This window comes from uncultured Dokdonia sp. (genome assembly GCF_937910895.1).
Classification (GTDB): Bacteria; Bacteroidota; Bacteroidia; order Flavobacteriales; family Flavobacteriaceae; genus Dokdonia.
The window spans coordinates 55516-71966 of sequence record NZ_CALEMI010000138.1; the positions used below are offsets into that span (position 1 = coordinate 55516).

Below are 16451 nucleotides of genomic sequence, written 5' to 3' on the forward strand. Positions count from 1 at the left end.
GTACCGACACGAACTTACCACAGTTATTACATTCTAATCAAAAACACTTCAAATTACTAAATTTCAAATATTTGTATTTAAAATTAAGTACTTGAATTCGCCGAATTCCTGTAAATTTTTATTGTATCTCCCTAAAAAAAAAGTGAAGTTTGAATATATGAGATCGTACAAAAATAATAGCATTTTAGTTTAAAGATATACACACAGTAAACAGACAGACCCCTTGAATGTCTCTAAACGATCAAGGTATTTTAGTAATCATAAATAATTAAATTATGAGAGATTTATTAAAAATTGGAAGAAGTTTAAACAGTGTTGAATTAAAAGGAATTACCGCAGGTAGAAATCCTTTTATTTCTGACGGCTCAGATCAGTGTCAAGTAGGACAGTGCCCTAATGGATTGGTTTGTAACATTGTAAATGGAGAATGCATCATGCCCGGCGGTGGCGGCGGTGGTGGCGGTGGTGGAATCTGCCCAGAGAATGTTGGACAAAACTGCGATTCTCCAGTTTAAAAATATAATATTAAACTTTATAGTTGGGTTGGCTTTTAAAAGCTACCTGCTACTTTATAAGTAAGTAAATTATAGAGGGTTTAGTGAAATAAGAACATCATTCAGATATGTGCAAGTTACTACATATCTGGATGATTTTTTTAGCCTCATCTCCGTCTGTCATAGCTAAACCATAAGATCCAAACAACTCTTTTGTGAATCTTCTAAAAACTTCATATGTCGTTCTTTAGTACCTTATCTCGTTACTCTTTATCTCTATGTGTTTAACAAGGCTTGATTTTGAAATATTGTTAATAATATGTCTTCATAAAGCGCTTCTTATTTGTTTCTTGCACACTACAGCAAAACCTATAAATTTCGGAATCTAAATTTTAGATATGATTAAGGATTTGTAAAATTTCAAGTTAAGATTCTGTAAAATCAGTAACATAAAATCAACCTTTTTATAAACTAGAATATATACTAACGTAACAAGCTTTCAAGACTTTGAAATTAATTTTATGAGCATTAATAATCAACTTTATTAAATCAAAAAACTCATGAAAACTTTCAAATTACTTTTTTTTAAAATACTACTGTTAGTAGTTGTAGGAACCCACATAACGAGCTGTGAAGACGGTGAAGATGGACTTAATGGTATAAACGGTCAAGATGGCGTAGATGGACAGGATGGTGTCGATGGACAAGACGGACAGGATGGCGACGACTTTGTTATGGAAGAAACTATTTTTGCTGACAAATCCCCTACTCCTCCGTTGGTAGCAATTACACCTCAATTTAATTATGTGCAAGCGTATTCTTTAATTTCTACTCCAGATGTAATTGGGGAGAATTTCCAACTTGCAGGATCTGCCGATGGTGCTGGTTTTTTAGTAGATGGAGATGAATATATATACGTTACAAACTGTGAGGATAGTTATGCTGTGGCTCGTATCCGTTTAGATCAAAACCTTATTCCTATTTCTGGCGACTATTTATTAGACTCTGGTGTTGCCGATTTTGCAAGACAATGTTCTGCAACAATGTGGGAAGCTGATATCCATGGAGGCTCTGAAGATATTTTTTTATCTGCTTCAGAAAGCATTAGTCACGACGTAAAAGCAATTAATCCCCGTGTAACAACACCTACACCACAAGCTGACTTTGGTTTAGATGCTTTAGGAGAATTTTCTTGGGAAAATGCAGTCCCACTTCCTCAAAATGCATATCCTAATGCCACTGTAATTATAGGAGGAGACGATGATTCTAGTGGTTCAGAAGGTCAAATAACGATGTATTACTCTACAAATGGAGATGCTGATTTTAATAACGGTAGTATCTATGTATTACGTTACAAACAAATATCTGATGGCGCTGGAGGCGTAGAAGATGTTGTAGCAAATACGCAATACAATGAGTCGTCATTAGATTTTGGGAGCTCATACGATGTTGAGTTTGTAGAAATTCCAAACGGTGCTTCTCTTACTAAAAATGAAATGGAAACTGCCTGTAATGATGTATTTGCTTCACAATTTATGCGTGTAGAAGATATTGATTATCAAAAAGGAAGTGACTCAAATGCAAGAAATCTATTTGTAGCTGTTACCGGTAGGGGACCTGGACAAGGAACATACAACGATTGGGGAACCGTTTATAAATTGACATTAGATCCTTCAAATCCTTTAGAAGGAACCCTTACACAAATTGTAAGTGGGAATACAGATACTAACAATGCAGATGGTAATCTTCCTGAGCTTCAAAGCCCAGACAACATTACAGTAACAGAAAACTTTGTATATATTCAAGAAGATCCTAACTCTTTCAGTAGAGGGCATGCCGCTTACATTTATCAAACAGATATTAATGGAAATAATCCCGTAGTCGTTCTTGAACTAGTTGTACGTATGGATCTTGCTGAAAATAATAGCACTGGATTAAACGGAGAATTTGGAGCACTTATCGATATTTCTGATAAAATAGGAGAACCTAATACCTTCTTATTAAACATACAGCCTCATTATTGGACAAGTGACGAATTTGCAGGATTAGATGGACACATCAACGCTACAAATGAAGATCGCCAAGCATCTCAAGTGGTTATCTTAAGGGGGCTTCCAAGATAACAAGATCTAGTATTAGCCAATTATATTTCATTCTCGTTTTAGTATCAAGCAACCCTTTATAAGGGTTGCTTTCTTAACATATATGTCTATTTCTTATGAGCACTATAAACTACTCTTCACAAATCAAATTTTCTCTTTTAAACATTTTTATTTTTGGATTTTTCTTTTCTTGTAACGAAAACTCAAAAGATACTTCTTACATACAAACCTTAGAACCTGATTGGAAAAGCACACAAGTATTATATCTACAAGAAATCAATAAAACGATTGTCTTATTAGATAGCCTAAAAGACATATCTCCTAACGCACCAGAAGCCAAAGAAATATTTAAAAAGATACGTATTGCATTTAAAAAAGCAGAACCTTATGCTTCGTATCTTAATCCTGAAGTAGGACATCGCATTAACAGTCCCGCCCTACCTATTTATAAAGAAGACAATGGTAAAACTTTATATCCCATAGGATTACAAAAAATAGAGGAAAGTATTTATGAAGGAGAAAGCTCTAAAAAACAGTATAAAAACGAGTTAAAAACAACTATTGGATTATTGAATAGTCTTAAAAAAAGTATTGAAAAAAGAGAGCTTACAGCGCAACGTTATTTCATTGCAACACACCAACAATTATTTCGTGTATTAAGTTTTTCTATCTCAGGATTTGACACTCCTGTAAGCCAATTAGGAATTCAAGAAAGTAGGATCTCACTACAAAACCTATATGATAGCTATGTTATAAGCATTCAGAAGATTATTCAATCTAAGAATAAAGATTTAGATATGACGTTCAAAAAACAGATAGAAGCGGCGACATACTATACCGCATCAAATCCAGACTTTGACAGCTTTGATCGCTATACATTTATCAAAGAATATCTAAACCCTATCACACGCTCTTGGGTCGCTATTAGAAAAACATCTAAATTATGGGAGGGTACAAACTCCCAACCATTTAATTTTGATGCACCTACTTTCTTTGAAAATGATAGTTATAATGTCTCTTTCTTTATTTCAGGAACTAATAAAAAACCTACTGATGCACAAATAAAATTAGGTAAAAAACTATTCTTTGATAAAAAATTATCTGCAAACAATCAAATGGCATGTGCTACGTGTCACATTCCTTCCAAAGCATACACGGATGGTCTTATGCTAAATAAGGGAAATAAAGGAAATAATTTAAAACGCAACACCCCAACTTTAATAAATACCATATTTCAAAAGAATTTCTTTTGGGATGGACGCTCACATACATTGATGGATCAAGTGTCATCTGTTTTTACAAATACAGACGAATTTAACTCTAATGTTCATACGTTTTCAAAAGATATTTTACAGGATTCTACATATAAAAATCTTTTTCAAGAAGCCTACCGCGGAGTGTCAAATCGAAATATTGATGTTATAAAAGCGATTGCTGCGTATGTAGCAACTCTTAATGGGTTTAATTCAAAATTCGATCGCAATATGAGAGGAGAGGAAGACACATTTACGCAAAGTGAAAAAGAAGGTATGAACTTGTTTATGGGAAAAGCACTTTGTGCTACATGTCACTTTATACCACTTACCAATGGTACAGTACCTCCGTTTTTTCAAGAGACAGAACGCGAAGTAATAGGCGTTCCTAATACCTCTGAAAATAGAGCTCTTGATGATGACTTAGGGTATTACTGGAAGTTTAATGAGTCCCTACACAAAGGTATGTTTAAAACCCCTACCGTACGTAATGCATCATTAACCGCACCGTATATGCACAATGGCGTATATAATACTTTAGAAGAAGTGATAGACTTCTATAACAAAGGCGGCGGTGGTGGATTAGGTTTTGATCTAGAACACCAAACTTTACCTTTTGACAATTTGAAATTAACAGATAAAGAGCAACGAGCACTTGTTGATTTTGTAAAGACCTTAACCGATACACAAGTAGATTCTTATTAACACAAATACACAAATATTTTTTTGACTAGTAGTAGCTTAGAGTTATAAAGATTCTGTCGTGTATAAGATAGTACTAAAATGAGTAGCCTATTGGTTTTGAGTAGCATCCTTTATTTCATGTTTCTTATGAGGGAGACTATGCAATCACGGAAAGACAATCTATTATTAAAATCCCAACAAAAGATAACCGCTACATCGCTTCCTTAAAAAAGGATATCAAGTCTTCTTACAACCCTACTGTGATAGAAAATGACATTGATTTATGGGATACGGTGCCTTTAGGAGAAGCCCTTAAAAAATACATCAACACTTATAGAGAGTATTACAAAAATTAAAATACCAATTCATACACAGGAGTTTCATCCTCCTTGAACTCAAACAATCTTGAATAATCCATCACATTAGTAACACCGTCAAGTGTGCATAAAAAAGCAATAGTTTCAGAAAGTCCTTGAAACAGCATATCTTTATCTGTTGGATTGGATGGTTTTACCCCTTTATGATGAAGTGGCAGCGTATAACCACAAGCTTTTAAAAACACAGCTTCTATTTGTAACAATTCTTGAGGTGAATATCCATTAAATTTCCTTCCTAATCCTTGATGTACTTTCCCTACATAGTTGAGCACAATAGAACCATGACCATCAGAAAGATGCTTCCAAGCCTCTGTATGATCAAGAATATTTCCAACTGCACAAGACTTACAACATTCTGGATGTAAGGTATTTTTATGAAAAGCGGTGTATAATTTTGTAATTGCTTGTTCTAATCTTTTAGGCGTATACATAGCATTCTTTTTACGGATTAAAATACTACAAATTCATAGAATAACCATAAAAATTAACACTATCTGAAGGATCCTTTTTCTGAGTACGCTTTCGCGAAAGCGTATAAATAGACAAAATACTCCTGCATCATCTGTAGAACAAGAATTATTAATATTTAAAATAAGAACAAAAAATCAAAGTTAATTTTCATAACCGTAGGTAGGGATTTTTAGCATTAAGTTGTTACTTTAGTAAGCTATCACAGATTGATACATTTTTAACACTTTGACAATATAATATTTAAAACAATAACACTTTCTACGCTATGTCTCTCGCATCACCGACTACATGCTAGAAATAATACTATTCCTATATTTGTTACTAGTTCTTTAACCAATTATAAACTAAAAACCCATATTTCTCAAAATTACACACACTTATGAGTAAATATTATTTAACACTTACTACATTCCTTTTTACACTATTACTATCCTGTGGAAATGATGACAATTACATCCCAATAAGTGAAACCGATGATGATCCTATAATGACTGATGATGAAGGAGGCACAGATAATATGGGCGTCACTATTGACCTTACCGCGGTTCCATTTACAACCTTATCTGAATATGGTTTTTTTGATGGGGAATTAAAAAACCTAATCCCTAATGATGGCGTTCTTGAATACTCACTTATAAATACCCTGTTTTCTGACTACTCTAAAAAAAAGCGCTTTATATGGATGCCAGAAGGGGTTACAGCTACTTATGATGCAGATGATACATTATTAGTTTTTCCTGTTGGCACAATTATTATAAAAAATTTCTTCTATGATAATGTACTTCCCCAAAATGCAAGACGTATTCTTGAAACACGTCTTCTTATAAACACGATAAACGGATGGGAATTTGCAGATTATATTTGGAATGAATCACAAACAGAAGCTATCTACAATCTTGACGGAAGTAATGTGGATATCATGTGGGAATTAAATGGCGAAACAAGATCTGTTAATTATAGAATACCAAGCGAAGCCGAATGTCAAACCTGCCATAAGACAGGTGACACCTCTGTTCCCATTGGACCAAGACCTCAAAACCTTAATAGACAATTTACATACACAGACGGCACCACAGCAAATCAGTTAGACAAATGGATAGAAGAAGGGTATTTACAATCTGCTCCAACAGATATAAATGCTTTGGTAGATTGGCAAGATACAAGTGCTCCATTAAAAGAGAGAGTGCGTAGTTATTTTGAGATTAATTGTGCACATTGCCATATAGACGAGGGGCATTGCTCATACAGACCCATACGTTTAGACTATACATCATCTATTCTTGATGAGAATATTGGAATATGTGTAGAACCTGAAGAAGATTTAGGAAATGGAATTTCACACATTATTAGGCCTAACAACATAGGGCGATCTGCTATGTATTTTAGATTGAATACGACTGCCGAAGAAGTGCGCATGCCACTTTTAGGAAGAACACTTATACACGATGAAGCAATAGTACTTCTCGAAGAATTTATAAACAACTTAGACATAGAATGTGAATAACTAAACTACACCAATCATGAAAAAATTACTTTACACCTTTTTGCTATGTATACCTATGGTATTAGTAGCGCAATCAGGTCAAAATTGCGAAGAAGCAATCCCTGTAAGCACTGGAATACATACCGTAGACGTTATAGACGGAGAAGCACCAATTCCCGTATGTAGCACAGAAACCACAAATCCTGCTAATAATGGAGAATGGTATCTCTATACCGCTCCTGCTGGAGAAGATGTATACGTTACCGTAACATCAGACCTAGAAGTAAACTCAGGAGGTGATACACGTGTTCAAATATATGGAGGTAGCTGTAGTGATTTAAATTGTATCGTGGGAGATGATGACGGAGGAGATGTAGGAAATGGTTTTTTATCTATTGCATCATTTCAAGCAGTGGCTGGAGAGTCTTACTACATTGCTTGGGATAACAGATGGTCTTCTAATGGCTTTGACTTTGAAATAAGTGAAGCAGATGCACCACCTCCAAGTCAACTTACATTTACCGCTCAAGGGGTTTCTACGTCAGGATCTAGATTAGCCGTAGTAGATATGAATGGAGATTATCTTGATGATCTCGTATCTATTTCTGCTACTAACATCAATATCAATTATCAATTAGAAGGAGGTGGTTTTAACACTGTAAATATTAATACAACTGCAGCAGACAACACTCCATCATGGAGTCTTGCGGCTGGGGATATAGATGGTAATGGCTATAATGATCTTTTATATGGAGGCGGTAGTGGCGTTACTTTTATGATTGCTAATGATAATGGCACTGCATTTACAGAAATATCAGGCCCAGAATATGTTTTCTCTCAACGATCTAATTTTGTAGACCTTAATAATGATGGAAACTTAGATGCATTTGTATGTCACGATGTACAACCTAATGTATATTATATTAATGATGGGGATGGCAACCTTACTTTCTATCAAGGAGCAGATCCTGACGGAATTCCTTCTGGACTAGGACTTGTGTCTAACGGAGGTAATTATGGTACGGTGTGGATTGATTATGATAATGATCGCGACATGGATCTCTTTATAGCAAAATGTAGAGGTGGTGATACGCAAGCAAAAATCAATGAACTACATAGAAATAATGGAGATGGAACCTATACAAACGTAGCTGGAGATACGGGTGTTAATCTTGCTGACCCTGTACAGACATGGTCTTCTGCTTGGGGTGATTATGATAATGATGGAGACATGGATGGATATATAGGAGCAAGCTCTACATCTGACGGACCTACAAAATATATGCGTAATAACGGAGATGGTACATTTACAGATATTTCTGGTTCTGTAGATTTATCTGGAACACCCTTAGGGATAGAAAACGCACCTGCCGATTTTAATAACGATGGACATATTGATATATTCTCAAATGGTCAGATTCTTCTTAATGGTGGCGATGGATTATCTTTTAATGTCATCTCACAGACTGTTCCCCAAAGTGGTGCTATAGGCGATGTAAACAATGATGGATTCCTTGATATTTTCAGTAATGGCCTTTTTCTCAACAACGGAAACGATAATAACTGGATTAAAATTGTAACAATAGGAGATCAAAGTAATAGAAATGGTATTGGAGCACGTGTAGAAATAACATCTCCAGGATTAGGAACACAAATAAGAGATGTTAGGAGCGGAGAAGGTTTCAGATATATGAGTACACTTAATACACATTTTGGCTTGGGACAAGATGAGTCTATAGAGACTGTAACTGTGTATTGGCCTTCTGGAGTGATTACAGTTATAGAAGAACCAAATATTAATGAAACGTTGATCATAAATGAGAATGAAGCTCTAAGTGTTGATGATATCACAGGGAACAATCTTCGTATATATCCAAATCCAGCTAGTGACGTTATCAACTTAGAAACTACATTTCAATTAAAAAACGCCATATATTCTGTATTTACAGTAGATGGAAAACGTGTATTAAATGCTAGACTGAGTGAAACAAACACGATAGATGTAAGCAATCTTGCTACTGGAAATTATTTTATACGCATCTTACAAGAAAATAGTACATACGTACAACAGTTTCTTAAAAAGTAATTTTCACGCTATAAAAAGAGCATTAAAGCAGTTTTAAAATTTATCTAAAATAGATTAATCCCAAAGAAGTTAACTTCTTTGGGGTTTTTTATCTCTAAGATCAGGTGCCGTAGAGATACTAGTTAAGCATACTTTTTATGTCTATAATTTTTCATAAACACCACTATCACAAATTGTTAACAAAAAGTTAATATGCAACAAATATGATTATTTATAGGCTATTGTTAAAGAATTAGGAATTCTTATTCATTACAATACGTACTTTTATAAAGGCCAGTTTGCAGATCAAAGTATACTGTATAGCTGGAACTCTAATTTTAAATACGTCTCATACAATATTCAGATATATTTAAAAATTCTAAAATTTAGGAGTAAATAGTTGTGTAATTAACTTTTTATTGTGATTTTTGACATTGGCTAATTCAAATAATTTATAAAAATGAAAACAAAGTTTAGTGGAATTTTAACGCTCTTGTTAGCGTTTGTCGTGCAAGTTTCATTTGCACAAACAACAGTTTCCGGAACTGTTTCTGAAGAAAACGGACCATTGCCTGGGGCAAGTGTCTTAATCAAAGGAACTCAGACTGGAGCTCAAACAGATTTTGATGGTAACTATACTATTCAAGCAAGCCCAAATGATGTGCTTGTTTTTAGTTATGTAGGCTATTCAAATCAAGAAGTTACTGTAGGTAATAAAACTACAATTAATGTTACTCTTGCTTCAGACAATCAACTTGAAGAAGTAATCGTAACTGCTCAGGGTATTAAGCGTGAGAAAAAAGCGTTAGGATATGCTGTAAGTGAAGTTTCTTCAGAAGAAATCGAAAATCGTACAGAAGGTGATGTAGGACGTATACTTTCAGGTAAAGCATCTGGGGTAGCTATTACTTCTCAGAGTGGTGCATCAGGATCTGCAACAAATGTTGTTATTCGTGGGTACAACTCTATTAATGGTGACAACCAAGCACTTTTTATCGTAGATGGTGTTCCTTTTAGTAGTGACACAAACGCTGATGGAAACTTTGCAAACGGTAACAACGGATCTTCTCGTTTCTTAGATCTTGACCCAAACAATATTGAAAGCGTAAACGTACTTAAAGGATTAGCAGCAGCTACTCTATATGGTACTCAAGGACGTAATGGGGTTATCGTAATTACTACAAAATCTGCTTCTGCTCAAGGACAAGGTCCTAAGAAAACAGAAATCACAGTTAACCAGTCTTATTTTGCAAATGAAATCGCTTCTTTACCTGATTACCAAAATACATACGGTGGAGGTTTTGATCAATCATTTGGATGGTTCTTCTCAAACTGGGGACCTTCTTTTACTGCTGGTGGGGTTGATGGATACTTAAATGATCCTGCTCAATTAATTGATGCTGATGGTACTGTAGAGCACCCTTACTCTTCTTCTTCTTTCTTACAAGGATTTTTGAATGGTAACAACATCTTATTTCAAGAATTCCAAGGTCAACGATACGATTGGAGACCTTATGATAACGTATCTGCATTCTTTAGAACTGGTGCTGTTTCTAATACTTCTATAAATATAAATGGAAGTTCAGAAAACGGAAAAGTATCTTACAATGTAAATTACGGACACTTAGATGATCAAGGATTTATCCCTGGAAACACAATAAGAAGAAATAACTTATCTATTGGTGGTAGAGCTCAATTATCTAACAAGTTTACAATCTCAGGATCTTTAAACTTTGCTAGAACTGACTTTTCAATCCCTCCAGTAGCAGCTTCTTTAGGAAACGGTACTACAGGATTCTCTGTATTTGCAAATGTATTCTTTACACCTCGTAACGTAGATTTAGCAAATCTTCCTTTTCAGATTCCTGAAACAGGTGGAAGCATCTACTATCGTGATGGTAATGACATTAACAACCCTAACTGGATTGTGGCTAATGCAAAAGATTCTCAATTAACACATCGTGTATTTGGAACTGCAACGCTAGATTATTCTATATCTGATAACTTAAATGTTCAGTATAGAGCGGGTGTTGATTTCTTTAACCAAAGAAACGAAAGCTATATTAATAAAGGAGGAGTATTAGGTGCTGCACGTGATGATATCCGTGGTGAGTATAATACTGGTGATATTAATACTAGAATCTGGGATCATTATGTCGCTTTAAGCGGTGATTATGAGCTTAGTGACAAAATTGGACTTACTTTTATAGCTGGTGCTACGTCTAGATCTAGACAAAGAGAACGTTTCAGTATCAATAGTACAGATCAAATCGTATTTGGAGTTCAATTACATCAAAACTTCAGACAAGTAGTGGCTACACAAAATTTAGATTTTCAAAATATTGTTGGGGTACTAGCTCAAGCAGATTTTGATTATGATAATTTTGCGTTCATAACACTTTCTGGGCGTAATGACTGGGTTTCTAACTTACCTACTGAGAACAACTCTCAGTTCTACCCAAGTGCTAGTATTTCTTTCTTACCAACAGCAGCGTTTGATGGTTTAAAAAGTGATGCGTTCAACTACTTGAAATTAAGAGCTGGTATCGGAACATCTGCTGGATTCCCTGGAGGATTCCCTACAACTCAAAATGTTATACAAACATTGAATATACAACAACAAGGTTTAGTAACTAACTCTATAGATAACTTTAGAGCAAATCTAGATTTAAAGCCTGAGCTTATTAGTGAATTTGAAGTAGGATTTGATGCTCGTTTATGGAAAAATAGAATCAGTCTTGATGTATCTTATTTTGATCGTGCAACTGAAGACTTAATTGTATTCCAAAACTTAGCACCATCAACAGGTTTTACTCAAACACAATCTAACATTGGTAAAGTAGAAGGTGATGGATGGGAAGTTGATTTAGGTGTTGACATTTTTCAAAGTGAAAACAATGGTTTCAACTGGAATTCAAGAGTTAACTTTACACAGTCTGAGCAAATCGTAACTGAGCAAGCTGATGACATTATTGTATATGCTGGATTTGGAAATTTAGGAAATGCAGCTATCCAAGGTGAGCAATTAGGTGTAATCGTTGGAGATCGTATCTTAAGAGATGATAATGGTAATTTTGTTGTAAATGCAGCGGGTAATTATGTAAGCCAAACTGACATTACTTTAGACGACGGACGTAATATCCAACCAATCATCGGAAATCCACAACCTGATTATGTAATGAACTTTATCAATACATTATCATACAAGAATTTTAATTTAGGATTCCAAGTTAATCATACAAAAGGAGGAGACATATATGCATCAACTATATCTGTACTTCTAGGACGTGGATTGATTGTTGAAACTGAAGATAGAGAAAATACATTTATCCTTCCTGGTGTAAATGTTGATGCTGCTGGAAATTCAACTCCAAACCAAACTCAGATTAACAACTCACAATATTACTTCTCAAACATATTGTTCGGCCCATCTGAATTACAAGTATATGATGGATCTGTCGTTAGACTTCAAGAAGTTTCTTTCGGTTATAATGTACCTAAGAAATATTTAGAGAAAACACCATTTGGTTCATTCAGCATTACGGCTAGTGGATTTAACCTTTGGTATGACGCATACAATACACCAGATGGAGCAAACTTTGATCCAAACGTAGCAGGTGTAGGTGTAGGTAACGGACGTGGATTTGACTTCCTTAACGGACCATCATCTAAGCGTTACGGTGTAAGTGTTAAAGCATCATTTTAATTGAAAAAATTTAAATTATAATTATGAAAAAAATAATTAAATATATAATGGCAATTGCAGTTGCAAGTTCTGCTATGTTTTACTCGTGTGAGACTATAGAGCTTGAACTGGTAGAAAATCCTAATGGATTGAGCGAAGACCAAGCTGATCCTGATTTACTATTAAATGCAGTACAACTTGGATATTTATCTAATATGGGCTATTTTAATGGTCAAGCATCTTCATTAACGAGGCTTAATGTGTTTTTCTCTAGAGATTATTTCAATGGAATTACACCTGTGTCTGTAAACGCTGTCTGGACTAGAACATATTCTACGACAGGTACTAGAGGAATGATTCCTAATACGTTTGCAATAGAAGCTCTCAATGCTGCTGCTGGCGACGGTTCTTTAGATTATCAAGAAGCGGTTGCAAAAACACTTTTAGCTCATAATATGATGCTTTTAGTTGACTTTATTGGAGACGTTCCTTTTTCTGAAGCTAACAATCCAGAAGAATTCCCTGCACCTAATGTAGATCCAGGAGCTTCTGTTTATGAGGCAGCTTTAGAACTTTTAACTGAAGCACAATCTTTATTTGCAGGAGGTGCTGTCGGTACGGATTTATTTTATAATACAGGCGCTGCTGCTAATGGTGATCAATATATAAAACTTATCAGAACGCTAAGAATGAAGGCTGCATTGACAACTGGAGATTTAGCTACTTTTACATCTATTGAGTCTACAGGAAATTTCATATCGTCTAACGATGATGATTTTCAGTATAACTACGTTACGAATGATGTAAATCCTGATGGTCGTCATCCTGATTATGCTGCTGATTATACTCCTTCTGGAGCTGCGTTATACCAATCAAATTGGTTAATGAATCAAATGATAGAAAGTGATGACCCAAGAATCCGTTATTACTTCTACAGACAAAACGATTGTACACCAGGTGCTTCTTGTGACCCTGATGGAGACGGACAAACATTATCTTGTTCTTTAATAGCACCTCCTGTACATTATGTAAATAATCCAAATGGTAATTTTGGTGATATCTTTTGTTTCTTAGAAGATGGGTATTGGGGTCGTCCACATGGAGATGATCAAGGAACTCCTCCTGATAGCTTCTTTAGAACTGCTGTAGGTGTTTACCCAGCTGCTGGGTTCTTTGATGATAATACATTCAAAAACGTAGGTTTAGGTCTAGGTGGTGGTGGTGCTGGTATAGAGCCTTTTATCCTTGCTTCTTATGTTGATTTTATGAGAGCAGAAGTTAGATTAGCTCAAAACAACGCGCCTGCTGCAGCTGCATTAATGCAAAGTGCAATCACAAAATCTACTGATAAAGTATTAGGTTTTGCTGCATTAGATGCAAGTCGTGATGCTTCTTTTGAAGCTTCTGCTGCTGATGTAACTGCATTTATTGATGCTCAAGTTGCTGCATTTAACGCTGCTGCTCCTGGAGATGATCAATGGAATGTACTTGCTGAAAATTTATATGTAACTCAATATGGTGGCGGAGCAGAAGTATATAACTTTTACAGAAGAACTGGTTACCCTACTACGTTAGTTCCTAACTTAGAGCCAAACCCAGGACCATTTGTACGTTCAGTACCATATCCTGCAAATGAAGTTGTAGCAAATCCAAATATTAGTCAAAAGCCAAATCAGAATGTTCAGGTATTTTGGGATAACAATCCTCCATCTGCAGCTGATTTTACTGGATTCCCTGCTGCAAACTAAATTTTAATTTAAAAAGTAAAATTAAATATGAAAAACTTATATAAATATGTCTTTATGGGAATCTTAGCATTAGGTCTAGGTTCTTGTGATGATGATGAAGAAAACGTTACAGTAGTTGTTCAAGACACTGTAGAAACTGGAGCTGTACTTCGTACAATTCAAATAATCTCAAACGAACTTCCTATTGGATTAGATGCAGGTTTTGCTGTTGAATTAGAGGAGCAAGATGAATTTGGAGGAGATTTATTACAAAGTGTAGATGTATTTGCTACGTTTGCTGATAACTCTGAAAATGATGGTGATACTGCTGGAGCAAATTTTAATGAATTTGCTATAACAACTATCACTGCTGAGCAATTTGAAGATGGACCTTTTGGTTTACCTAGATACACATTAGAGGTTCCTGCTGATGTTTTAAACGCAGGTGCTGGAGTAACTGGAGATCAACTTTTTGGAGGTGATACATTTACAATACGCCTTGCATTAACCTTAACGGATGGTCGTGTATTTTCATCAAACAATGCTGGTGGAATCATTACTGGGGGATTCTTTAATTCTCCTTTCCAATATACTGCGACAGTTACATGTCCAGTAGACTCAGCTTTTGCTATAGGTGACTATAATCTTGTAGTAACTTCTGGTGTATTTCCAGATTTCGGAGCTACACAAGATTTTTCTGAAGGTGTATATTCTGTAGTTAGTGGTGGAGGCGATACAGCAAGAACTATACTAGCTGTTCCTTTCTTACCTGAATTTGGAACTTTTGTTGGACCTATTAACTTTAACTTAGTTTGTGGTCAAACACTTTTACCTAATCAAGCCCTTGGAGGAGGAGTAGGATGTGGTGGAGCTGTACAAGGTGATTCTATGGGAACTACCTTTGGAGCCTACGATCCTGCTGATGATAGTGAATTCACTCTTGGATTTATAATTACAGCTGGAGATAGTGGAAGTACTTGTCCAAGTGCTCCTTACACATCTGTTCTTACATTAACAAGACAGTAATAGAATTTATTTCTAAACATAAATACCAAAGGCTACCTAATTAAAATTAGGTAGCCTTTTTTTTTCCTATGAAAACACGATACTTGACCATTGCAATTGTTTTGGTAGCACTTAGCTGTAAACCTAAAAACAATTCCACATCAAATAAATCAATAACAAGCGAGATATCCGCAAATGAGCTACTTCAAAAAACAATAGATGCTCATGGAGGTGAACAATTGCTTAAAGATTCATTTATTGAATTTAAAATTGATAAAACATCTTTTAGTCTTCAATATGATACTGGTAGAGCAAATTTTAAGCAAATACGTCAGCTAGATTCAGATACGCATACGTTATCATATAAATACGGAAATATTCAATACTTTATAAATGATTCGCTACAATCGGAAGAATCCTATTCTAAAAGAATGGCAGAGATAAGTTTATTTGGTTTCTTATATACTTTTTCGATTCCATTTAATTTAACGGCTAATGATGTCATTATTTCTAAACAAGCTAACGTAACGATTCGTCAAAAAGAATATTATACCTTAGATGTTCAGTTTACAAAAATACCAGATCTCCCTGAAGATCATTTTTTACTGTATATCGATATAGATTCTTATGAAATAGGTTACGTAGCACTACAACACGATCTTAGTGGGTCAAAACCTCAATTTAGAAGAATGATACAACCTCGAAAAATCAAGGGTATATTATTTCAAGATTATATCTTATTTCATGCAAATGATACGATCACACCGTTAGAACAATTCTATTCTAAATTTAATCAGAGTGATTTAAAAGTAATACGTACCGTAAAATTTGATTCTATTAGGGTAAAACAAAAATCTTAGATTTTAGTACCATAAAAATAGAAACTACACATAAGATGTAGTTTCTTTGCAAAAACTAAAAAAGCTAGTTTCTAAAACATTATCTCATGGAAAAAAATCTTCAAATATTTGGCACTAGAGCTATTATAGAGGCTATTGAAGCTGGAAAAGAAATTGATAAAGTATATCTACAAAGAGGACTTACAAACAATCTAACAAGCGAACTAAATACTCTTATCAAAAAAAATGGGATACAAACTTCGTAT

At 34.8% G+C, this 16451-nt stretch carries 11 protein-coding genes; 10 read left to right on the forward strand and 1 reads right to left on the reverse strand.

Annotation, left to right across the window (positions count from 1 at the left end; genetic code table 11):
- Positions 1-275: 275 nt before the first annotated feature.
- The 3 genes from Q0505_RS16305 (at position 276) to Q0505_RS16315 (ending at position 4554) form a co-directional block, all read left to right on the forward strand.
- Positions 276-515: a hypothetical protein gene (locus Q0505_RS16305; RefSeq protein WP_299215168.1), complete on the forward strand. Its 240-nt coding sequence runs from the start codon at positions 276-278 to the stop codon at positions 513-515.
- A gap of 539 nt (positions 516-1054) precedes the next feature.
- The gene (locus Q0505_RS16310; RefSeq protein WP_299215170.1) at positions 1055-2617 is read left to right on the forward strand and encodes a hypothetical protein; all 1563 of its coding nucleotides are present in this window, start codon (positions 1055-1057) and stop codon (positions 2615-2617) included.
- A 95-nt stretch (positions 2618-2712) separates the two neighbouring features.
- A complete protein-coding gene (locus tag Q0505_RS16315; protein WP_299215173.1) occupies positions 2713-4554 on the forward strand; it encodes a cytochrome c peroxidase in 1842 nt (613 codons plus the stop codon).
- Positions 4555-4885: 331 nt separating this feature from the next.
- Here Q0505_RS16315 and Q0505_RS16320 read toward each other — a convergent pair whose 3' ends face one another.
- A complete protein-coding gene (locus Q0505_RS16320; RefSeq protein ID WP_299215175.1) occupies positions 4886-5341 on the reverse strand; it encodes a Na(+)-translocating NADH-quinone reductase subunit F in 456 nt (151 codons plus the stop codon).
- 419 nt (positions 5342-5760) lie between these two features.
- On the opposite strand from Q0505_RS16320, the gene Q0505_RS16325 reads away from it, so the two are divergent.
- The 7 genes from Q0505_RS16325 to Q0505_RS16355 all read left to right on the forward strand — a co-directional run.
- Positions 5761-6885: a hypothetical protein gene (locus Q0505_RS16325; RefSeq protein WP_299215177.1), complete on the forward strand. Its 1125-nt coding sequence runs from the start codon at positions 5761-5763 to the stop codon at positions 6883-6885.
- A gap of 16 nt (positions 6886-6901) precedes the next feature.
- On the forward strand, positions 6902-8950 hold the full coding sequence (locus Q0505_RS16330) for an FG-GAP-like repeat-containing protein (RefSeq protein ID WP_299215179.1): 2049 nt from the start codon (positions 6902-6904) through the stop codon (positions 8948-8950).
- 439 nt (positions 8951-9389) lie between these two features.
- Positions 9390-12635 carry a SusC/RagA family TonB-linked outer membrane protein gene (locus Q0505_RS16335; protein WP_299215182.1) on the forward strand — a complete coding sequence of 1082 codons (3246 nt, stop codon included), beginning with the start codon at positions 9390-9392 and terminating at the stop codon, positions 12633-12635.
- 23 nt (positions 12636-12658) lie between these two features.
- Complete coding sequence (locus tag Q0505_RS16340; RefSeq protein WP_299215185.1) at positions 12659-14362, forward strand: SusD/RagB family nutrient-binding outer membrane lipoprotein; 1704 nt, start codon at positions 12659-12661, stop codon at positions 14360-14362.
- Between the two features lie 27 nt (positions 14363-14389).
- Positions 14390-15367, forward strand: a complete 978-nt coding sequence (locus Q0505_RS16345) for a hypothetical protein (protein ID WP_299215188.1) — start codon at positions 14390-14392, stop codon at positions 15365-15367.
- A gap of 68 nt (positions 15368-15435) precedes the next feature.
- Positions 15436-16206, forward strand: a complete 771-nt coding sequence (locus Q0505_RS16350) for a DUF6503 family protein (protein ID WP_299215191.1) — start codon at positions 15436-15438, stop codon at positions 16204-16206.
- A gap of 86 nt (positions 16207-16292) precedes the next feature.
- Positions 16293-16451, forward strand: a 159-nt coding sequence (locus Q0505_RS16355) for an RNA methyltransferase substrate-binding domain-containing protein (RefSeq protein ID WP_299215194.1), incomplete at its 3' end; no start/stop codon positions are given.

Excerpts from the sequence above, each read along its gene's own strand:
- Q0505_RS16305 (WP_299215168.1), top strand. The coding sequence starts at position 276 with ATGAGAGATTTATTAAAAATTGGAAGAAGTTTAAACAGTGTTGAATTA.
- Q0505_RS16310 (WP_299215170.1), top strand. The coding sequence starts at position 1,055 with ATGAAAACTTTCAAATTACTTTTTTTTAAAATACTACTGTTAGTAGTT.
- Q0505_RS16315 (WP_299215173.1), top strand. The coding sequence starts at position 2,713 with ATGAGCACTATAAACTACTCTTCACAAATCAAATTTTCTCTTTTAAAC.
- Q0505_RS16320 (WP_299215175.1), bottom strand. The coding sequence starts at position 5,341 with ATGTATACGCCTAAAAGATTAGAACAAGCAATTACAAAATTATACACC.
- Q0505_RS16325 (WP_299215177.1), top strand. The coding sequence starts at position 5,761 with ATGAGTAAATATTATTTAACACTTACTACATTCCTTTTTACACTATTA.
- Q0505_RS16330 (WP_299215179.1), top strand. The coding sequence starts at position 6,902 with ATGAAAAAATTACTTTACACCTTTTTGCTATGTATACCTATGGTATTA.
- Q0505_RS16335 (WP_299215182.1), top strand. The coding sequence starts at position 9,390 with ATGAAAACAAAGTTTAGTGGAATTTTAACGCTCTTGTTAGCGTTTGTC.
- Q0505_RS16340 (WP_299215185.1), top strand. The coding sequence starts at position 12,659 with ATGAAAAAAATAATTAAATATATAATGGCAATTGCAGTTGCAAGTTCT.
- Q0505_RS16345 (WP_299215188.1), top strand. The coding sequence starts at position 14,390 with ATGAAAAACTTATATAAATATGTCTTTATGGGAATCTTAGCATTAGGT.
- Q0505_RS16350 (WP_299215191.1), top strand. The coding sequence starts at position 15,436 with ATGAAAACACGATACTTGACCATTGCAATTGTTTTGGTAGCACTTAGC.